The 19388-nt window shown below is 35.5% G+C and carries 17 protein-coding genes; 10 read left to right on the top strand and 7 right to left on the bottom strand.

All coding sequences use genetic code 11. The features are described 5' to 3' along the window. Positions 1-240: 240 nt before the first annotated feature. The 6 genes from gyrA to dnaA all read right to left on the bottom strand — a co-directional run bounded on the left by gyrA (position 241) and on the right by dnaA (position 8907). Complete coding sequence (gyrA, locus tag ACODS7_RS17170) at positions 241-2712, bottom strand: DNA gyrase subunit A (protein WP_001282866.1); 2472 nt, start codon at positions 2710-2712, stop codon at positions 241-243. A gap of 88 nt (positions 2713-2800) precedes the next feature. Continuing rightward, a complete protein-coding gene (gene gyrB / locus ACODS7_RS17165) occupies positions 2801-4723 on the bottom strand; it encodes a DNA topoisomerase (ATP-hydrolyzing) subunit B (protein WP_000435980.1) in 1923 nt (640 codons plus the stop codon). A gap of 39 nt (positions 4724-4762) precedes the next feature. After that, positions 4763-5890: a DNA replication/repair protein RecF gene (recF, locus tag ACODS7_RS17160; RefSeq protein ID WP_016079537.1), complete on the bottom strand. Its 1128-nt coding sequence runs from the start codon at positions 5888-5890 to the stop codon at positions 4763-4765. 12 nt (positions 5891-5902) lie between these two features. Beyond that, positions 5903-6115 (bottom strand): S4 domain-containing protein YaaA, encoded by a 213-nt coding sequence (yaaA, locus tag ACODS7_RS17155; protein ID WP_000680510.1) that lies wholly within the window; start codon positions 6113-6115, stop codon positions 5903-5905. Positions 6116-6242: 127 nt separating this feature from the next. Continuing rightward, on the bottom strand, positions 6243-7388 hold the full coding sequence (gene dnaN, locus ACODS7_RS17150; RefSeq protein ID WP_016079538.1) for a DNA polymerase III subunit beta: 1146 nt from the start codon (positions 7386-7388) through the stop codon (positions 6243-6245). A gap of 178 nt (positions 7389-7566) precedes the next feature. Beyond that, positions 7567-8907 carry a chromosomal replication initiator protein DnaA gene (dnaA, locus tag ACODS7_RS17145; RefSeq protein ID WP_000428018.1) on the bottom strand — a complete coding sequence of 447 codons (1341 nt, stop codon included), beginning with the start codon at positions 8905-8907 and terminating at the stop codon, positions 7567-7569. 564 nt (positions 8908-9471) lie between these two features. On the opposite strand from dnaA, the gene rpmH reads away from it, so the two are divergent. The 10 genes from rpmH to spo0J all read left to right on the top strand — a co-directional run bounded on the left by rpmH (position 9472) and on the right by spo0J (position 18519). Next, positions 9472-9606 carry a 50S ribosomal protein L34 gene (gene rpmH, locus ACODS7_RS17140; RefSeq protein ID WP_000831901.1) on the top strand — a complete coding sequence of 45 codons (135 nt, stop codon included), beginning with the start codon at positions 9472-9474 and terminating at the stop codon, positions 9604-9606. Positions 9607-9682: 76 nt separating this feature from the next. Continuing rightward, positions 9683-10030, top strand: a complete 348-nt coding sequence (gene rnpA, locus ACODS7_RS17135; RefSeq protein WP_000726621.1) for a ribonuclease P protein component — start codon at positions 9683-9685, stop codon at positions 10028-10030. Positions 10031-10082: 52 nt separating this feature from the next. Further along, a complete protein-coding gene (spoIIIJ, locus tag ACODS7_RS17130) occupies positions 10083-10850 on the top strand; it encodes a YidC family membrane integrase SpoIIIJ (RefSeq protein ID WP_000727741.1) in 768 nt (255 codons plus the stop codon). After that, entirely contained in the window at positions 10847-11464 is a 618-nt protein-coding gene (jag, locus tag ACODS7_RS17125; RefSeq protein WP_243168675.1) for an RNA-binding cell elongation regulator Jag/EloR, read from the top strand. The genes spoIIIJ and jag overlap by 4 nt, the downstream gene beginning before the upstream one ends. 226 nt (positions 11465-11690) lie before the next feature. Further along, positions 11691-13067 carry a tRNA uridine-5-carboxymethylaminomethyl(34) synthesis GTPase MnmE gene (gene mnmE, locus ACODS7_RS17120; protein WP_243168674.1) on the top strand — a complete coding sequence of 459 codons (1377 nt, stop codon included), beginning with the start codon at positions 11691-11693 and terminating at the stop codon, positions 13065-13067. Between the two features lie 46 nt (positions 13068-13113). Further along, positions 13114-15003, top strand: coding sequence for a tRNA uridine-5-carboxymethylaminomethyl(34) synthesis enzyme MnmG (mnmG, locus tag ACODS7_RS17115; RefSeq protein WP_029443713.1), 1890 nt, complete (start codon positions 13114-13116; stop codon positions 15001-15003). 22 nt (positions 15004-15025) lie between these two features. Next, on the top strand, positions 15026-15745 hold the full coding sequence (gene rsmG, locus ACODS7_RS17110) for a 16S rRNA (guanine(527)-N(7))-methyltransferase RsmG (protein WP_001019628.1): 720 nt from the start codon (positions 15026-15028) through the stop codon (positions 15743-15745). 105 nt (positions 15746-15850) lie between these two features. After that, positions 15851-16723, top strand: a complete 873-nt coding sequence (gene noc / locus ACODS7_RS17105) for a nucleoid occlusion protein (protein WP_000799016.1) — start codon at positions 15851-15853, stop codon at positions 16721-16723. Positions 16724-16913: 190 nt separating this feature from the next. Then, the gene (gene soj / locus ACODS7_RS17100) at positions 16914-17675 is read left to right on the top strand and encodes a sporulation initiation inhibitor protein Soj (protein WP_000516114.1); all 762 of its coding nucleotides are present in this window, start codon (positions 16914-16916) and stop codon (positions 17673-17675) included. After that, a complete protein-coding gene (gene spo0J, locus ACODS7_RS17095; protein WP_080117058.1) occupies positions 17668-18519 on the top strand; it encodes a stage 0 sporulation protein Spo0J in 852 nt (283 codons plus the stop codon). Before soj ends, spo0J begins: the two co-directional genes overlap by 8 nt. A 20-nt stretch (positions 18520-18539) precedes the next feature. On the opposite strand, the gene yyaC is transcribed toward spo0J, so the two are convergent. Continuing rightward, positions 18540-19136, bottom strand: a complete 597-nt coding sequence (gene yyaC, locus ACODS7_RS17090; protein WP_001020711.1) for a spore protease YyaC — start codon at positions 19134-19136, stop codon at positions 18540-18542. Between the last annotated feature and the right edge of the window lie 252 nt (positions 19137-19388).

The raw sequence follows: 19388 nt of genomic DNA, 5'->3' as shown, positions 1-19388 counted from the left end.
TAGTTTGTCTAGCATCTAAAAATAAAAATTGACGTTTCACGTTGTTTGTTTCGTTTAGTTTTCAAAGTTCAATATCACGTTTCAGCGACTCTCATAATATATCATAGTATATTATTTTCGTCAACAAGTTTTTCAAGATAATTTGTATCTCTCATTTGCTGACTCTGCCTATTATATAGACTTTCCTATCACTATGCAAGTATTATTATAAAAAAATAAGAGGGGGGAAAATCCACCCTCTTATTCTTCAGAAGAAACCTCTTCATTAGATTCTTCTTCTTCATCTTTCTGTGCTTTTGCTACTGTCGCTACCTCTTGCTCATCCTCTAAACGAATTAGACGAACACCTTGTGTATTACGTCCCATTTGAGAGATTTGATCAACTGGCATACGAATAATAACGCCTGCGGCTGTAATTAGCATGATGTCTTCTTCACCTGTTACAGACTTAACCGCTACTAACTTACCGTTTTTATCTGTAATGTTACAAGTCTTAAGACCTTTACCACCACGACTTTGTAGTCGATACTCTTCAACTGGAGTACGCTTACCATACCCGTTTTTCGTTACAATTAAGACATTCGTATCTTCTTCAACAATTTCCATACCTACTACTTGGTCCTCTTCGCCTAGTGTAATAGCTTTTACACCAGCTGCATTACGGCCCATAGAACGTACATCTTGTTCATTGAAGCGAATTAACATACCGTTGCTTGTCCCTACGATAATATCTTTATCGCCAGATGTTAAACGTACAGAAATCACTTCATCTTCTTCACGAAGAGAAATTGCAATTAAACCGTTCGTACGTATATTTGCAAATGATGAAAGTGGTGTTCTCTTAGAAATACCTTGTTTCGTTGTAAAGAATAAGAACTGGTCGTCACCAAATTCACGAATTGGAATAATGGCATTGATCCACTCACCCTTATCTACCCCTAATAGGTTAATAATTGGTAGCCCTTTTGCAGTACGACTATACTCTGGGATTTCGTATCCTTTCGTACGGTATACTTTACCCTTGTTTGTAAAGAATAAAATATGATCATGAGTAGACGTTGTTAATAAATGTTCAACAAAGTCATCGTCATTCGTACCCATTCCTTGTACACCACGTCCCCCACGGTTCTGTGTTTTGTACGTAGAAGCTGGTAACCTCTTAATATAACCGTTATGAGTTAACGTAATCGCAATATTTTGCTCAGGAATTAAATCTTCATCTTCAATAAATTCCATACCGCCGATTGTAATCTCTGTTCGTCTCTTATCATTGAAACGCTCTTTTACTTCTGTTAATTCTTCACGAATAATCTCAAGAACTTTCTCTTCATCTGCTAAAATTGCTTTTAATTCAGCAATTAACTTCATTAAGTCTTGATATTCTTGCTCGATTTTTTCACGTTCTAATCCAGTTAAGCGTTGCAGACGCATATCTAAAATCGCTTGCGCTTGTTTCTCACTTAAACCGAAACGTTCCATTAAACCTTGTTTTGCAATATCAGCCGTTTTTGAACTACGAATTAAAGTAATAACTTCATCAAGATGATCTAAAGCAATTCGTAATCCTTCTAAAATATGAGCACGTGCCTCTGCTTTTTCTAATTCATAAGCAGTACGCCTACGAATTACTACCTTCTGATGCTCCAAATAATGATATAAGTTTTGTTTTAAATTTAGTACTTGAGGCTCTCCATTTACAAGAGACAACATATTAATACCGAAACTTGTTTGAAGTGCTGTATGTTTATATAGATTGTTTAATAGTACGTTTGCATTGGCATCACGACGTACTTCCATGACAATACGCATACCATTTCGGTCTGATTCATCACGTAAATCTGTAATGCCTTCAATTTTCTTATCGCGAACTAATTCTGCGATTTTTTCAATTAATCGTGCCTTATTAACTTGATAAGGCAGTTCCGTTACGATAATAGATTGTTTACCATTTGATTTCTCTTCAATTTCAACTTTGGCACGAAGCATAATAGAACCTCGTCCTGTTTCATAAGCTCTACGGATGCCACTTCGCCCTAAGATTAAACCTGATGTCGGGAAGTCTGGCCCAGGAATATATTCCATTAATTCCGCGATAGTGATATCCGGGTTATGGCTTAATGCCAACACACCATCAATTACTTCGCCAAGTTGATGCGGCGGAATGTTCGTTGCCATACCAACTGCAATACCTGTCGTACCGTTTACTAATAAATTAGGGAAACGCGCTGGTAATACAATCGGCTCTCTTTCCGAACCATCGTAGTTATCTTGATAATCAATTGTATTTTTTGAAATATCACGTATTAATTCCATAGAAATCTTAGACATTCTTGCCTCTGTATAACGCATTGCCGCTGCTGAATCTCCATCTACAGAACCGAAGTTACCATGCCCATCTACAAGCATATAACGTTGACTGAAATCTTGCGCCATACGTACCATTGTTTCATAAACGGCTGAATCACCATGAGGGTGATACTTACCAATTACTTCACCGACAATACGTGCTGATTTCTTATACGCTTTATCAGCTGTAATTCCTAAATCATTCATCGCATATAAAACCCTACGATGCACAGGTTTTAATCCATCACGAACATCTGGTAATGCACGAGATACGATAACACTCATTGCGTAATCTAAAAATGAGGTACGCATTTCATGACTAATATTAATTTCTCGAATTCGTGCTTGTTGTTGATTGTCTGACATCAACGAGCACCTCCTCTTACGTTTCCGTTACACATACATTGATTTATATGTAGAAGACAGGAATACTTAGATTCCTGTCATTACTCATTTAAATATCAAGGTTTTTCACGTATTTTGCATTCTCCTGGATAAAGTTACGACGTGGTTCCACTTTATCACCCATTAAAATTTCAAATGTTTCGTCTGCTTCTATTGCATCTTGAAGAGAAACTTGAAGTAACGAACGTACTTCTGGATCCATTGTCGTTTCCCATAGCTGAGTTGGATTCATCTCTCCAAGACCTTTATAACGTTGAATTCCTGGTTTCGGCTGGGCTGGTAGCTCAGCTAATATTTTTTCAAGTTCCTTATCATTATAAGCATATTGAATTTTTTTACCTTGTTGCACTTTAAACAAAGGTGGCTGTGCGATATATATATATCCACACTCAATTATTTGACGCATATAACGATAGAAGAACGTTAATAATAGGGTACGAATATGCGCACCATCAACATCAGCATCGGTCATAATAATAACTTTATGATAGCGTGCTTTTTCAATATCGAAGTCTCCACCAATATTTGTACCGATCGCCGTAATAATTGTACGAACTTCATCATTTGATAAAATCTTATCTAAGCGTGCCTTTTCAACATTAATAATTTTACCTTTCAGCGGTAAAATCGCTTGAAAATGACGATCGCGTCCTTGTTTTGCAGATCCACCCGCAGAGTCACCCTCTACGATATAAATTTCACTAATTGCTGGATCTTTAGAAGAACAATCTGCCAATTTCCCTGGTAAACTTGAAACTTCTAAAGCACTCTTTCGGCGAGTTAGTTCACGAGCCTTTTTAGCTGCTACACGCGCACGTGCTGCCATCGTTCCTTTATCTACAACCTTACGTGCAACATTGGGATTTTCCAGTAAGAATTTTTCAAAAGCCTCAGAGAATACCGACTCAGTAATCGTTCTCGCTTCACTATTTCCAAGTTTCGTCTTCGTTTGCCCTTCGAATTGTGGATTTGGATGTTTAATTGACACGATTGCTGTTAAACCCTCACGAACATCTTCACCAGTCAAATTACTATCCGCATCTTTTAAAATGTTATTTTTACGACCATAATCGTTAATCACACGTGTTAAGGCAGTTTTAAATCCTACCTCATGTGTACCACCTTCATACGTATGAATATTATTTGTAAATGAGTAAATATGATTTGTATATCCTTCGTTATATTGAAGTGCAACTTCAACTTGAATACCATCTTTTGAACCTTCTACATATACAGGCTCTTCATGAATTGGTTGTTTTGAACGATTTAAATGTTCAACATATGATTTAATTCCACCTTCATAGTGGAACTCTTTCTTTTGCTTATGTTCACGTTTATCTTCAATTGTTAATTTAATATTACGATTTAAAAACGCCAACTCACGCATACGAGTCGCTAGCGTATCGAATTCATATTCTGTCGTCTCTTTAAAAATTTCTGGATCCGGTTTAAAGCGAGTTATTGTTCCAGTCTTATCTGTATCACCAATGACTTTTAAATCTGCAACCGGAATACCTCTTTCGTATTTTTGGTAATGGATTTTGCCATCACGATGTACAAATACTTCTAATTCTGTTGATAAGGCATTTACAACAGATGCACCAACACCGTGCAAACCACCAGAAACTTTATAACCGCCACCGCCAAATTTACCACCAGCGTGGAGGACAGTCATAATAACCTCTACTGCAGGACGTCCCATTTTTTCTTGTATACCAACTGGAATACCACGTCCATTATCCGTTACAAGAATACTATTATCTTCTTCGATACTAACGTTAATTTCATCGCAATATCCTGCTAATGCTTCATCGATACTATTATCGACAATCTCCCATACAAGGTGGTGAAGTCCCTTTCCACTCGTAGATCCAATATACATACCCGGACGTTTCCGAACTGCCTCTAGTCCTTCAAGTACCTGTATCTGACTCTCATCATATGCATTTTCTTGCATTTGTTTTTGTTCCATTGACACAAAGATCACCTACTTTTCCATTTAAACAGGGGTTTATGCCCTATCTATTTCACAATCTACCGTGCCGTTCGTTACATGAATTGTTTTCGCATCTTTTAATGTTTCGTGTTCAATTCCGTCGACACTCGTCGTTGTAACAAATGTTTGCACCTTTCCTTGAATTGTATTTAACAGATGTGATTGACGATAATCGTCTAATTCTGATAAAACATCATCCAGCAAAAGGATTGGATATTCTTTAACCTCTGAATAAATTAATTCAATTTCAGCTAATTTTAGGGATAGTGCGGTCGTTCGTTGTTGTCCTTGCGAACCAAAGACTTGAACATTTTTACTATTAACGAAGAATTGTAAATCATCACGATGAGGACCAATTAAAGTCGTACCACGGAAAATCTCACGTTGTTTCACAGATTGAAAACTTTCATAGTATACTTCTTTTATTTTCGACAAATCCATTGATTCTGATACATCCACACTTGGTTTATAGACAATTTCTAACTCTTCTAATCCACGGCTTATACCGCGATGAATTGGAGCTGCCCATTCCTGTAGCAAATGCAAAAATTCAAAACGTTTTTGTAGTATTTTTGCACCATGCTCAATTAGTTGAAGTGTAAATACATCCAACATCGTTTCCTCATTCTTACTATTCCCTTGCATCTTTTTCAACAAGTGATTTCGTTGCGTGAGCACCTTTTGATATTGACTTAATTCATACAAATACACAGGAGCTATTTGTCCTAATTCCATATCTAAAAAGCGTCTTCTTACTTGAGGGCTTCCTTTTACAAGATTTAAATCTTCTGGGGCAAACATGACAACGTTCATCACGCCAATGTACTGGCTTAACTTTTGTTGTTCAAGTTGATTTAATTTTGCCTTTTTACCTTTTTTCGAAATATTTAATTCCAAAGACAAAGAACTGTTTCTTTTTTGTAATTTCCCTTTAATTTGACCAAAATCTTCATCCCAACGGATAAGTTCGCGATCATTAGAGGTTCTATGAGATTTCGCCATCGCTAAAACATAAATAGCTTCCATCAAGTTTGTTTTCCCTTGTGCATTTTCGCCGATAATTACATTTACCTTATCTTCAAAGGAAAGCTCTAATTTTTCATAATTGCGATAGTTTTTTAATTGTATTTCTGAAATAAACAAAGGGCTCCCCCTTTATGCCTGAACTTGGAAAGTTCCGCTTCCTGGAATTTCAATAACATCATTCGCATATAGTTTGCGACCTCTTCTATTTTCAAGTTCGTTGTTCACGTACACTTCATATTCTTGTAAAAACCATTTTACAGCGCCACCTGTATCAATTACATCAGCTAACTTTAAAAATTGTCCTAGTGTAATATACTCTGTTGAAATTTTAATATGTTTCATAAAATCGCTCACTTTCTGAAAGTGTTCATTCTTTCATTGTACTAAATAAACTAACATTAGGAAAGTAATACCCAAAAATCAAATAAGGGCCACTAGCATCTTTAAACTAGCAACCCTTATTCCTTACCTAGTAAGTACGAACCGGTAAAATTAATTGAATAATTGAATCATCATTTACTGTACGAATTAAGAACGGTCTCATCGCCCCAGTAAAACTAACTTTAATCTCTGTACTATCCAAAGCTTTCAATGCATCCATCATATATTTTGCACTAAAAGATATTTTTAACTCTTCTCCATCTACTTTTTCACATTGTACTTCTTCGACAACTTTTCCGATTTCTGGTGAATTCGAAGAAATCTCTAGCATTTCTTGCTCTAAAGTTGATAATTTGACAACGTTATTGCGGCCATCTCTCGCTAATAGTGAAGCACGATCAATTGCTTGTAGGAATTCTTTTGTATTCACAAAAATATCCGTTTTACTCTCTGCTGGAATTAAACGTGTCGTATCTGGATAATTTCCTTCTAACAATCTTGAGAAGAATAATAAATGCTTTGTACGGAATAATACTTGATACTCCGTAATAACAATATCCACCATTTCTTCAGACTCATCTAGAATCTTACTTAATTCATTTAAGCTCTTACCTGGGATAACAACATTAGCTTGAAATTCATCTGCAATATTATGTCCTTCGATTTTTGCTTTTCGAAGTGCCAGTCTATGACTATCTGTTGCAATACAAGTTAACTCGCTGTTATATACCTTCCAGTTTACACCTGTCAAGATCGGTCTTGTTTCAGAAGTAGAAACTGCAAATACAGTTTGTCTGATCATATGCTTAAGTAAATCTGTTGGTATCTTAAATACATGATGTTCTTCAATCTGTGGTAATAACGGATATTCTGCAGAATCTAAACCATTTAAGTTAAACTCTGATTTTCCAGATTTTATTTTTGTCATAAAATGATTTTCCACAGAAATTTCGACAGTATCTCTAGGTAGTTTTTTTACAATCTCACTAAAATATTTTGCTTGTAAAACAATGCTTCCTGATTGAGCTATTTCTACAATTTCTTTTCCATCTTCTTCGACTGGAATAAACGATTCAATAGAAATATCAGCATCGCTTCCTGTTAATGTAACCCCTTCTTCAGTAGCTACAACTTTAATTCCTGTAAGGATGGGGATTGTTGTACGAGAAGAAACGGCCTTCATTACATCTTGTACACCTCTTACAAGATAGTCTTTTTGTATTGTAAAACGCATAAAGAAAAACCTCCGGTAAGTATAAGATTTTATTTAATTAATAAAGATAAAAAATAGTAGTAATAGTAATAGGGCTTGTGGATATGTGGATAACCCCTTTGAAGGATGTAAAAACAGTCTATCTACATGTGGATAGACTGTGCGTAAAACAAGGTAAGTTATTCACACTATTCAGCTACTACTTTAAAATACCATTAATTTCTTCAACTTGCTTTTGTAATTGTGTATCGGTTTTTAGTAGTTTAGAAATTTTTTCATGGGCATGGATAACTGTTGTATGATCACGTCCACCAAATTCTTCACCTATTTTTGGTAAAGAGGAATCCGTAAGTTCGCGTGATAAATACATTGCAATTTGGCGAGGAAACGCAACTGATTTTGTACGTTTTTTCGCTTTAAAATCTTCTAATTTCACTTGATAAACGTCTCCGACAGCTTTTTGAATATCATAAATAGAGATAATTTTCGGCTTAGAATTTGGAATAATATCTTTAAGTGCTTCAGCTGCTAAATCAGCATTAATATCTTTATTAATTAAAGATGAATAAGCTACAACTCGGATAAGTGCACCTTCTAATTCACGAATATTTGAATCAATTTGATTTGCGATATAAAGCATAACTTCATTTGGTATATCAAGTCCTTCAGCTTTTGCTTTTTTGCGTAAAATTGCAATTCGTGTCTCTAAATCTGGCGGCGTAATATCTGTAATAAGTCCCCATTCAAAGCGAGAACGAAGACGATCTTCTAAGGTTGGAATTTCTTTTGGTGGTCGATCACTAGAAATTACAATTTGTTTACTTTCTTCGTGTAATGCATTAAATGTATGGAAAAACTCTTCCTGAGTTTGTTCTTTTCCAGCAAGAAATTGAATATCATCTATCAGTAAAACATCTACGTTGCGATATTTATTACGAAAATCAACAGCTTTATTATCACGAATAGAGTTAATAAATTCATTAGTGAATTTTTCTGATGATAAATATACAACTTTTGCATTTGGATTATGTTCAATTACATAATGACCAATCGCGTGCATTAAATGCGTCTTTCCAAGCCCAACTCCCCCGTAAATAAAGAGTGGATTATACGCTTTAGCTGGCGCCTCGGCTACAGCTAATGAAGCTGCATGGGCAAAACGGTTACCAGAGCCAATAACAAATGTATCAAATGTATATTTTGGATTTAACATGCTCTGTGGTAAATGAGCCGAATCATCTTGTGCTGGATTCCGCTTAACTGGAGGAAGATCAATGTCCTCTTCAGCTTGACTTTGGGGAATAATAAAGCGGATTGCTAATTTTGCCCCTGTTAAATCGTATAGTGTTTCTGAAATTAGTTCTGAGTAATGAGATTCTAGCCAGTCACGAGCAAATTCATTTGGAGCTGTAATCGTTAATACGTCTTTCTTCAAGTTATGAGCCGTTGTTGATTTTAACCATGTTTCATAACTAGGTTTGCTTACCTTTTTTTCTAATTCTTTTAAGGCACTATTCCATAAATCAGAGATATTTTCCAAAGGTGTCCCTCCTTTACTAAGATGGTAAAAGAATAAGGTTGCGCAACAAATGTACAACCTAATAAATATAAAATGTATATTTATACGAAACGTATTTTAAAACCTAAAAACGTCGTTTGTATATGAGATAGGGTTTTCGACAAAAAAAGCAAATGTGGACAACTATTTACCCACATGTGATTAAAACTGTCCACATGTTATACACAAATTGTGGATAAGATAAAGATGTGGAAAACTTATTCAAAGTGAAAACACAACTATAATATCAAAAAAAAGTGGCTATAGCAATGAATTTAAGAAAGTTATCCACAAAATCAATACCTTGTGGAATAAACTTGTCCACAACACGATATACTGTGTAAAAGTGGGAAAAAAGTTTGTGGATATAAAAAACGTGAAAAAACATTTATCCACAAGGAAATATAGATGCTGTGAAAAAGTATGTGAATAGGTTCAAAATGAATATTTGATGAAAATTTCTAGAACCATTGACATTTTCCTAGTTGATTAACTATAATTTATAGGACTGTCTTTAACAGATATTCCTCAGGGAGGTGTCATATAATGAAAAGAACTTACCAACCAAATAAACGTAAGCGCAGCAAAGTACATGGTTTCCGCAGCCGTATGAGCACAGCGAACGGACGTAAAGTGCTAGCAGCTCGTCGTCGTAAAGGAAGAAAAGTATTATCTGCGTAGACCACTGATCGTTCAGTGGTCTTTTTTTCTAATAATAGTGAATTTCCGCTGATGAAATACAGGAGTGTCAATTGATATGAAGAAAAAACATCGTATAAAGAAGAATGATGAATTCCAGGCGGTTTTTCAAAAAGGAAAATCAAATGCGAATCGTCAGTTTGTTGTATACCAATTAGATAAAGAAGAACAGCCAAACTTTCGCATCGGCCTTTCTGTTAGCAAGAAAATAGGAAATGCAGTAGTTCGTAATCGAATTAAGCGCATGGTCCGTCAGGCTATTACAGAGTTAAAAGATGAGATAGATTCTGGAAAAGATTTTGTTATAATAGCAAGGAAGCCTTGTGCAGAGATGACATATGAAGAAGTAAAGAAAAGCTTAATTCATGTCTTTAAACGCTCTGGTATGAAAAGAATAAAAAAGTAGCGTAAGGAAATGAATTACACTATATACATACCGATACAAGGAGGAGTAGGCTTTGAAAAAGAAATTAGGTTTACTAGCCATGGTCGTTGCATTAATGGCGATTGCCACCGGTTGTAGTGAAACAGGTCAGCCGATTACATCGAAAAGTACTGGGATTTGGAATGAATATTTCGTATATCCGCTTTCTCAGTTAATCACGTATTTTGCCGACTTATTTAACAGTAATTACGGTTTAGCAATTGTTATTACAACTCTTATCATTCGTTTTGCATTATTACCATTAATGATTAAACAAACAAAGAGTACAAAGGCAATGCAAGCGTTACAACCAGAAATGGTGAAGTTAAAAGAGAAATATAGTTCTAAAGATCAAGCAACACAGCAAAAACTACAACAAGAAATGATGCAGTTATATCAAAAGAATGGTGTAAATCCATTGGCAGGATGTTTACCGATATTTGTTCAGATGCCTATTTTATTCGCGTTTTATCATGCGATTATGAGAACAACAGCAATTAGTGAACATACATTTTTATGGTTTGATTTAGGACAGGCAGATCCGTTCTATATCTTACCGGTTGTTGCAGCAATTACGACATTTATTCAGCAAAAGCTTGCAATGGCAGGAACAGCTGGTCAAAATCCGCAAATGGCAATGATGCTTTGGCTTATGCCGATTATGATTTTAATCTTTGCGATTAACTTCCCAGCAGCATTATCACTTTACTGGGTTGTTGGTAATATCTTTGGGATTGCTCAAATGTACTTTATCAAAGGGCCAGAGATTAAGGCTAGCAAAGCTGGAGGCTCAAGCAAGTGAGTGTAATTACTGCTAAAGGACAAACAGTCGAGCTGGCAGTAGAGGATGCTTTAAGGCAATTAAATACATCAAAAGATCAAGTAGATATAAATATTGTCGATGAGGGTAAAAGAGGATTCCTTGGTTTATTTGGGAATCGTCCTGCAGTAGTAGAAGTTGTATTGAAGAAAGATCCAATTCAGGAATGTGAAGAATATTTAAGAAATGTTATTCACAATATGGGTGTGGAAGTTGAAATTAGTAAAATTGTAAAAGGACGCGAAATCGAATTTACAATTTCTGGTGATGATGTAGGGGTTTTAATTGGAAAAAGAGGTAATACATTGAACTGTTTACAGTATTTAACAAAACTTGTCGCGAATCGTAACACGAAGCAGTATATCGGTATTACACTAGATGCTGAAAATTATCGTAGTAAAAGAAAAAGTACGTTAGAATCACTTTCTTATCGATTAGCGAAACAAGTATCTAATACGAAAAAAAGAGTTATTTTAGAACCGATGCCATCTTTTGAACGAAAAATTATTCATCAGGCATTATCAAATCATCAAGGTATCAAAACAACTTCTGAAGGAAATGAACCACATCGGCATGTTGTAATATCTCCTAAATGACCGGTTGCTCAAATGAGTGCCGGTTTTTTTGAGCGAAAAATAGATGTGGATAACTAAAAAACACTAAACTTATCCACTGTGAATAAGTTTAGTGTTTTTTACATGGGGATATAATAAAATGAGTTATTCTTCTTTTGTAGATAGGTTCGTTATGGTATCCTAATAATTTAGTGAAAGAAATAATCATGTTGAAATAGAGATAAATAAGCAAGTGAGGTGAAAGGACATGGAATTTGATACAATTGCTGCGATTTCCACAGCGCTTGGAGAGGGTGCAATTGCCATTGTTCGAGTAAGTGGGGATGATGCGGTTGAGAAAGTTGACCGTATTTTTAAAGGGAAGGATTTAACAGAGGTTCCTTCTCACACTATTCATTATGGTCATATCATTGATTTAGATACAAATCAAGTTATTGAAGAAGTTATGGTGTCTATTATGCGCGCACCAAGGACTTTTACACGTGAAAATATAGTTGAAATTAACTGTCATGGTGGACTTGTTTCAGTAAATAAAGTATTGCAACTTATTCTAGCACAAGGAGTACGATTGGCAGAACCGGGCGAATTTACAAAACGTGCTTTTTTAAATGGACGTATCGATTTATCACAAGCAGAAGCTGTTATGGATTTGATTCGAGCAAAAACAGATCGTGCGATGAATGTAGCAATTAATCAAATGGAAGGGCGATTATCTAAATTAATTGGTCGCCTACGTCAAGAAATATTAGAAACGTTAGCTCATGTTGAGGTAAATATAGATTATCCAGAATACGATGATGTAGAAGAGATGACACATAATATTTTAATTGAGAAAGCGACGCATGTTCGTTCGGAAATCGAAAAAATATTAGAAACATCAAAACAAGGGAAAATTTTACGTGAAGGTATTGCTACAGCAATTATCGGTAGACCTAACGTTGGGAAATCATCGTTATTAAATAGTCTTGTTCAGGAGAAAAAGGCAATTGTAACTGATATTGCAGGAACAACTCGTGATGTTATTGAAGAGTACGTTAATGTGCGTGGTGTACCTCTTAAACTTATAGATACAGCCGGTATTCGTGAGACAGAAGATGTTGTTGAACGAATTGGTGTGGAGCGTTCAAAAGAAATGATGAGCCAAGCGGATTTAGTATTAGTTGTTGTCAACTATAGCGAGGCTTTAACAAATGAGGATGAAGATCTATTACGTGCGGTACAAGGAAAAGACTTTATTGTTATTGTGAATAAGACTGATTTACCGCAAACGATTGATATGGAACGTGTTACAGAGTTAGCCGCGGGAAATCGTGTTATTACAACATCTTTAATCGAGGAACAAGGAATAGATGAACTAGAAAAGGCAATAGCTGATTTATTCTTTGAAGGAACAATTGATTCTGCAGATATGACATATGTTTCTAATACGAGACATATTGGATTATTAACACAAGCGGGACAAACAATCGGTGATGCAATTGAGGCGATAGAAAATGGTGTGCCAATTGATATGGTACAAATTGATTTAACAAGAACGTGGGAAATACTTGGTGAAATTACTGGTGACACAGTTCATGAAAGCTTAATTGACCAGTTGTTCTCTCAATTTTGTTTAGGAAAATAATATAGTGATGTTTTAGAAAGATAGAGATTATTAGGAGGAATAAACAATGGGATACAATGCCGGTTCATACGATGTCATAGTAATCGGTGCAGGTCATGCAGGATGTGAAGCTGGTCTTGCGGCAGCACGAATGGGCTCAAAAACATTAATGTTAACAATTAACTTAGATATGGTAGCGTTCATGCCATGTAACCCTTCTGTTGGTGGACCAGCAAAAGGGATTGTTGTTCGTGAAATTGATGCATTAGGCGGAGAAATGGGACGTAATATTGATAAAACTCATATTCAAATGCGTATGCTAAATACAGGTAAGGGCCCAGCTGTACGTGCGCTTCGAGCGCAAGCTGATAAATTCTCTTACCAACATGAATTGAAGAAAACAATTGAGGAAACACCAAACTTATCGTTGTTCCAAGGAATGGTAGAGCGTTTAATCGTTGAAGAAGGTGTATGTAAAGGGGTAGTTACACAAGCTGGTGCAGAATATACAGCGAAAACCGTTGTAATTACGACTGGAACATTTTTACGTGGCGAGATTATCATGGGCGATTTAAAATATTCAAGCGGTCCAAATAATCAACAACCGTCTATTACATTATCTGAGCATTTAGAGGAGCTCGGATTTGATCTTGTTAGATTTAAAACAGGGACACCTCCGCGTGTAAACAGTAATACAATTGACTACAGTAAAACAGAAATTCAACCAGGTGATGATAAGCCGCGTTCGTTCTCTTTTGAAACAACGAAATTTATTATGGATCAAATTCCATGTTGGTTGACATATACAAGTACAGAAACACACCGTTTAATAGATGAAAATTTACATCGTTCAGCTATGTATTCTGGTATGATTAAAGGAACAGGTCCTAGGTACTGTCCTTCTATTGAAGACAAAGTAGTAAGATTTAATGACAAACCACGTCATCAAATTTTCTTAGAGCCAGAAGGGCGTAATACACAAGAAGTATATGTACAAGGTTTATCCACAAGCCTACCAGAAGATGTACAACGTGACATGCTTAGAACAATTCCAGGCCTAGAAAATGTTGAAATGATGCGCACAGGTTATGCAATTGAATATGATGCAATTGTGCCAACACAATTATGGCCAACACTTGAAACGAAAAAGATTAAAAATTTATATACAGCAGGACAAATTAATGGAACTTCTGGTTACGAAGAGGCCGCAGGACAAGGGCTTATGGCTGGGATTAATGCAGCATGCCGTTCTTTAGGTAAAAAAGAAGTTGTTTTAGGCCGCGAGGATGCTTATATTGGTGTCTTAATTGATGATCTTGTAACGAAAGGTACAAATGAACCATATCGTTTATTAACGTCTCGTGCAGAATACCGTCTATTATTACGCCACGATAATGCTGATCTTCGTTTAACTGAAGTTGGTCGTGAAATTGGATTAATTAAAGAAGAGCGATATGAGCGATTTACAAATAAAAAATTACAAATTGAGCAGGAAAAGGAACGTTTAAGCAGCATTATTATTAAACCACGTCCTGAAGTTCAAGAATTAATTCGCAATATTGGCGGAAGTGAATTGAAAGATGGAATACGTGCAAGTGACTTATTACGTCGTCCAGAGATGACATATGAGCATATTCATCTTTTAGTACCAAGTGAAGTAGAATTAAGTGATGAAGTTACAGAACAAGTTGAAATTCAGATTAAGTACGAAGGATATATTGAAAAATCTTTACAGCAAGTAGAGCGTATGAAGAAAATGGAGAGTAAAAAAATCCCTGTAGATATTGATTATGACGCGATTTCTAGCCTTGCTTCAGAAGCTAGACAGAAATTGAAAGATGTTCGTCCACTTTCAATGGGGCAGGCTTCACGTATTTCTGGCGTAAATCCAGCGGATATTTCCATTTTACTTGTGTATATAGAACAAGGAAAAATTGCGCGCGTATCGAACCAATAACATAGTAAGGAGATATTGCTAGATGAACATAGAACAATTTCAATCTATGCTAGAAGAGAAGGGAATCACCCTCTCTTCTAGACAGTTAGAGCAGTTCAAAATCTACTTTGAAACATTAGTAGAGTGGAATGAAAAAATGAATTTAACGGCTATTACAGAAAAAGAAGAAGTATATTTAAAACACTTTTTTGATTCCATTACAGCTGCTTTTTATTATGATTTTTCAAAACCATTCTCAATTTGCGATGTTGGTGCAGGGGCTGGATTCCCAAGTATTCCTTTGAAAATCTGTTTCCCGCACTTAAAAGTAACGATTGTAGATTCATTGCAAAAACGTATTAATTTCTTAAATCACTTAGCACAAAAGTTAGAATTAAGTGACGTTGCATTTTGTCACGATCGTGCTGAAACATTTGGGAAAAAAGAAGGTGTACGTGAATCATACGATATTGTAATGGCACGTGCAGTTGCGCGTCTTTCTGTATTAAGTGAGCTATGTTTACCACTTGTAAAAGTTGGAGGAACATTCATTGCAATGAAAGGTGCAGCAGCAAACGAGGAAATTGAAAATGGCAAGTATGCTTTAGAGGTGCTAGGCGGAGAGTTAAAAGAGATGTCTACGTTCCAATTACCGTTTGAAGAGAGTGAACGTAATATTTTATTAATCGAGAAAAAGCGCAAGACACCAAAGAAATATCCACGCAAACCGGGAACACCCAATAAATTACCTATTGAAAAATAAATCTTATTAGACGTAAGATTAAATTATATAAATGAAAACGTAAATGTTTCATAGGAAACATTTTATGGAGAATAGTCAATAGGCCTAAAAGGTGGTGGAATATGTATGAAAAATACGTTTTCTCGTTTATTTGGCTTTGGAGATAAAGAGAGCGAATTCGAATTACAAGACGAAAGCCATGAAGAGATAGATAAAAAGGTATATGAAGAAATACAAGAAATTCCGATAGTAAATATTACCCCTAACCGTTATCAACCAAGAACAGTTTTTGATGATGCGCGTATTGATGAGCTAGCATTAACGATTCGTACACATGGACTTATTCAGCCGATTGTTGTAAGGCAATATGAGGATGACAAGTACGAGATTATTGCTGGAGAAAGACGTTTTCGTGCAGCAACAAAGTTAGGGTGGGAAAAGGTTCCTGCAATTATAAAGAACTTAAATGATACAGAGACAGCTTCTGTAGCTTTAATTGAAAACTTGCAACGTGAGGAACTAACGGCAATCGAGGAAGCTGTGGCATATCAAAAGCTAATTGAGTTACATAATTTAACACAAGAAGCATTGGCACAACGACTTGGAAAAGGACAATCTACAATCGCAAATAAGTTGCGATTGTTAAAGTTGCCTGAAGAAATAAAAAGTGCATTATTAGAAAAAAGCATTACAGAACGTCACGCCCGCGCTCTCATTCCTTTAAAAAATGAGGAATTACAACTGAAGGTTTTACAGGAAATTGTGGAGAAACAACTGAATGTAAAGCAAACAGAAGAACGAATTGCGAAGTTACTAGAGGAAGCAAAACCGAAGCGTAAGGCAAAGCAAAAAGCAGTAAGTCGAGATACGAGGATTGCTATGAATACAATTAGACAATCTTTACAAATGGTTACTGAAAGTGGTTTGAATGTTAATTCTGAGGAAGAAGAATTTGATGAGTACTATCAAATTACAATTAAAATTCCAAAGAAAAAATAATAATGACGTGTTAGAGACCTTATCCTATTGGAGAGGTCTCTTTTACTATATTTTCTTGTTAAATGAAGAAGGAGTTTAGAAATAAATTTTGAAGTTTAATAAAGGACGTAAAAGAAAAAGTTTTATTTCATGTTACAATAAACGTAATTGTTACTAGAATAAGATAGAAAGGTTGAAAGTAGGTGACATCATGGGAAAAATCATTGCTATTGCTAATCAAAAAGGCGGTGTTGGAAAAACCACAACATCTGTTAATTTAGGGGCTGGATTGGCACAAGTAGGTAAAAAAGTCCTTCTTGTAGATATTGATGCTCAAGGAAATGCAACGACTGGTGTGGGGATTGAAAAATCTGAATTAGATCAATGTATTTACAATGTTCTTGTGGAAGATGCAGATGTTCAAGGGGTTATACAGAAAACCGCAACTGAAAACTTAGATGTTCTACCCGCTACAATTCAATTGGCTGGTGCTGAAATTGAATTGGTACCGACTATTTCCCGGGAAGTACGTTTGCAAAGAGCATTACAGCCAGTTCGTGATGAATATGATTATATTATTATCGACTGTCCCCCGTCTTTAGGGTTATTAACGATTAATGCATTAACAGCAGCAGATTCGGTTATTATTCCGGTACAGTGTGAATATTACGCACTAGAAGGCTTAAGTCAGCTATTAAATACAGTTCGACTTGTACAAAAACATTTAAATAAAAATTTAGCAATTCAAGGCGTATTGTTAACGATGTTGGATGCCCGTACAAATTTAGGGATCCAAGTTATAGATGAAGTGAAAAAGTATTTTAGGGATAAAGTATATCGCTCGATTATTCCGCGTAATGTACGCTTGAGCGAGGCTCCAAGTCATGGGAAACCTATTATGCAGTATGACGCTAAATCAAGAGGAGCAGAAGTATATATAGATTTAGCAGAGGAAGTGATTGCAGGTGGCTAAAGGATTAGGAAGAGGAATTAATGTGTTTTTTCCTGATTTAGATGTGAAAGAAGAGGAAACAATCCAGGAGATTCTTGTAACTGAATTAAGGCCAAATCCATATCAACCGCGTAAACACTTTAATAAAGAGGCTATTCAGGAATTAGCAATTTCGATTAAGGAACACGGTATTCTACAACCATTAATTGCTAGGAAGAGTATTAAAGGATATGAAATCGTTGCAGGTGAAAGACGATTTCGTGCTGCAAAAGAAGCTGGTTTAGAAAAAGTACCTGCGGTTGTAAGACAATTAACTGAACAGCAAATGATGGAATTTGCTTTGTTAGAAAACTTACAACGAGAAGATTTAAATCCTATGGAAGAGGCAATGGCATACCAGATGTTAATGAATGAGCTAAATGTAACGCAAGAACAATTAGCAAAACGTCTTGGCAAAAGCAGACCTTACATTGCAAATTATACTCGGTTATTAAGCCTCCCTTCGTTCGTCCAAGATATGATTGCAAATGGTCAACTTTCAATGGCTCATGGGAGAACTTTACTTACGATAAAAGATGAAGAGCAATTGAAGTCCTTATTGAAACGCATTGAAAAAGAAGGATTAAATGTTCGTCAATTAGAGAAAATCGTCCAAGAGATTAATCAACACGTTTCACGTGAAACAAAAAAAGTGAAAAAAGAGCGAAATATATTTTTCGTAGAACGTGAAACGTTCTTAAGAGAAAAGTTTGGCACAGATGTGAAAATTAAAGAGACGAAAAAAGAAAAAGGTAAAATCGAAATTGAATTTTTTAATAAAGAAGATTTAAATCGTATTTTAGAACTATTATCACAGAAAAATTAAAGAGCAAACCATCTTATTATTTATAGATGGTTTGCTTTTTTTAATGCGGATAATTTTTGATCTGTCTCTTTTATACTTTGTGCGATTACATCAGCCATTTTCATGACTAAACTTAATCTTGTATTTTGAAGAACGAAAAACTCCATAAACCCATTTAGATTGACGATACCGTGTATATGCAAATCACCAACTGCAGGTAATTTCTTATTCATAGCAGCTCCAGGTTTACTAGGTCCTTTTCCAGTAGTAATTGACCCGATATTTTGGGACTTTCCTAAACATGCATCAACAGCAATTATAAATGCAGCAGGATATTCTTTCTGTATATTCTGAATTTTTTCTTCTAGATTTAGCGCATGTACGGGCTCATCGAGTGTACCGAATACTTGGAGGTTTTTGATGTCTATTTGTTCAAGTTTTGTACCAACTAACGGGCCAAGTGCGTCACCTGTAGAACGATCTGTTCCGATACAAACGAGAATGAGTGGTATATTAGTTTTAATAGGAATATGGGTAAGTAAGAAATTACTGATTATCTCAGAGGCTTCTAGATCTTGGTGCATAACGTTTTGAGTTTCTTTCTCAAAAAATGGTAAGCGAAAACTTCCAATATTCATGAAGCACCCATCCTTTTAATAAATTTTCAATATATGTTATATGGTGAGAAAAATGGAAAGCTATAAGTGCGTAATTTTTGCAAAATGTGAATGAAAACGGAAATAATAGTACTAGTATATATATATTCGTTCCATTTTATACCTGAATGGCGGGTATAAAATAGGATTAAAATCATAAAATTTTTTCAGCAATTAGAGGACTTCTGATACAATAATAAGGATAACTAAAAAGAAATTTTAGCTAGAGAGGTA

Source organism: Bacillus sp. FG16, assembly GCF_057809515.1.
Note: the sequence above shows the minus strand (reverse complement) of the source record. Positions and strands in the feature narration are given on the sequence as shown.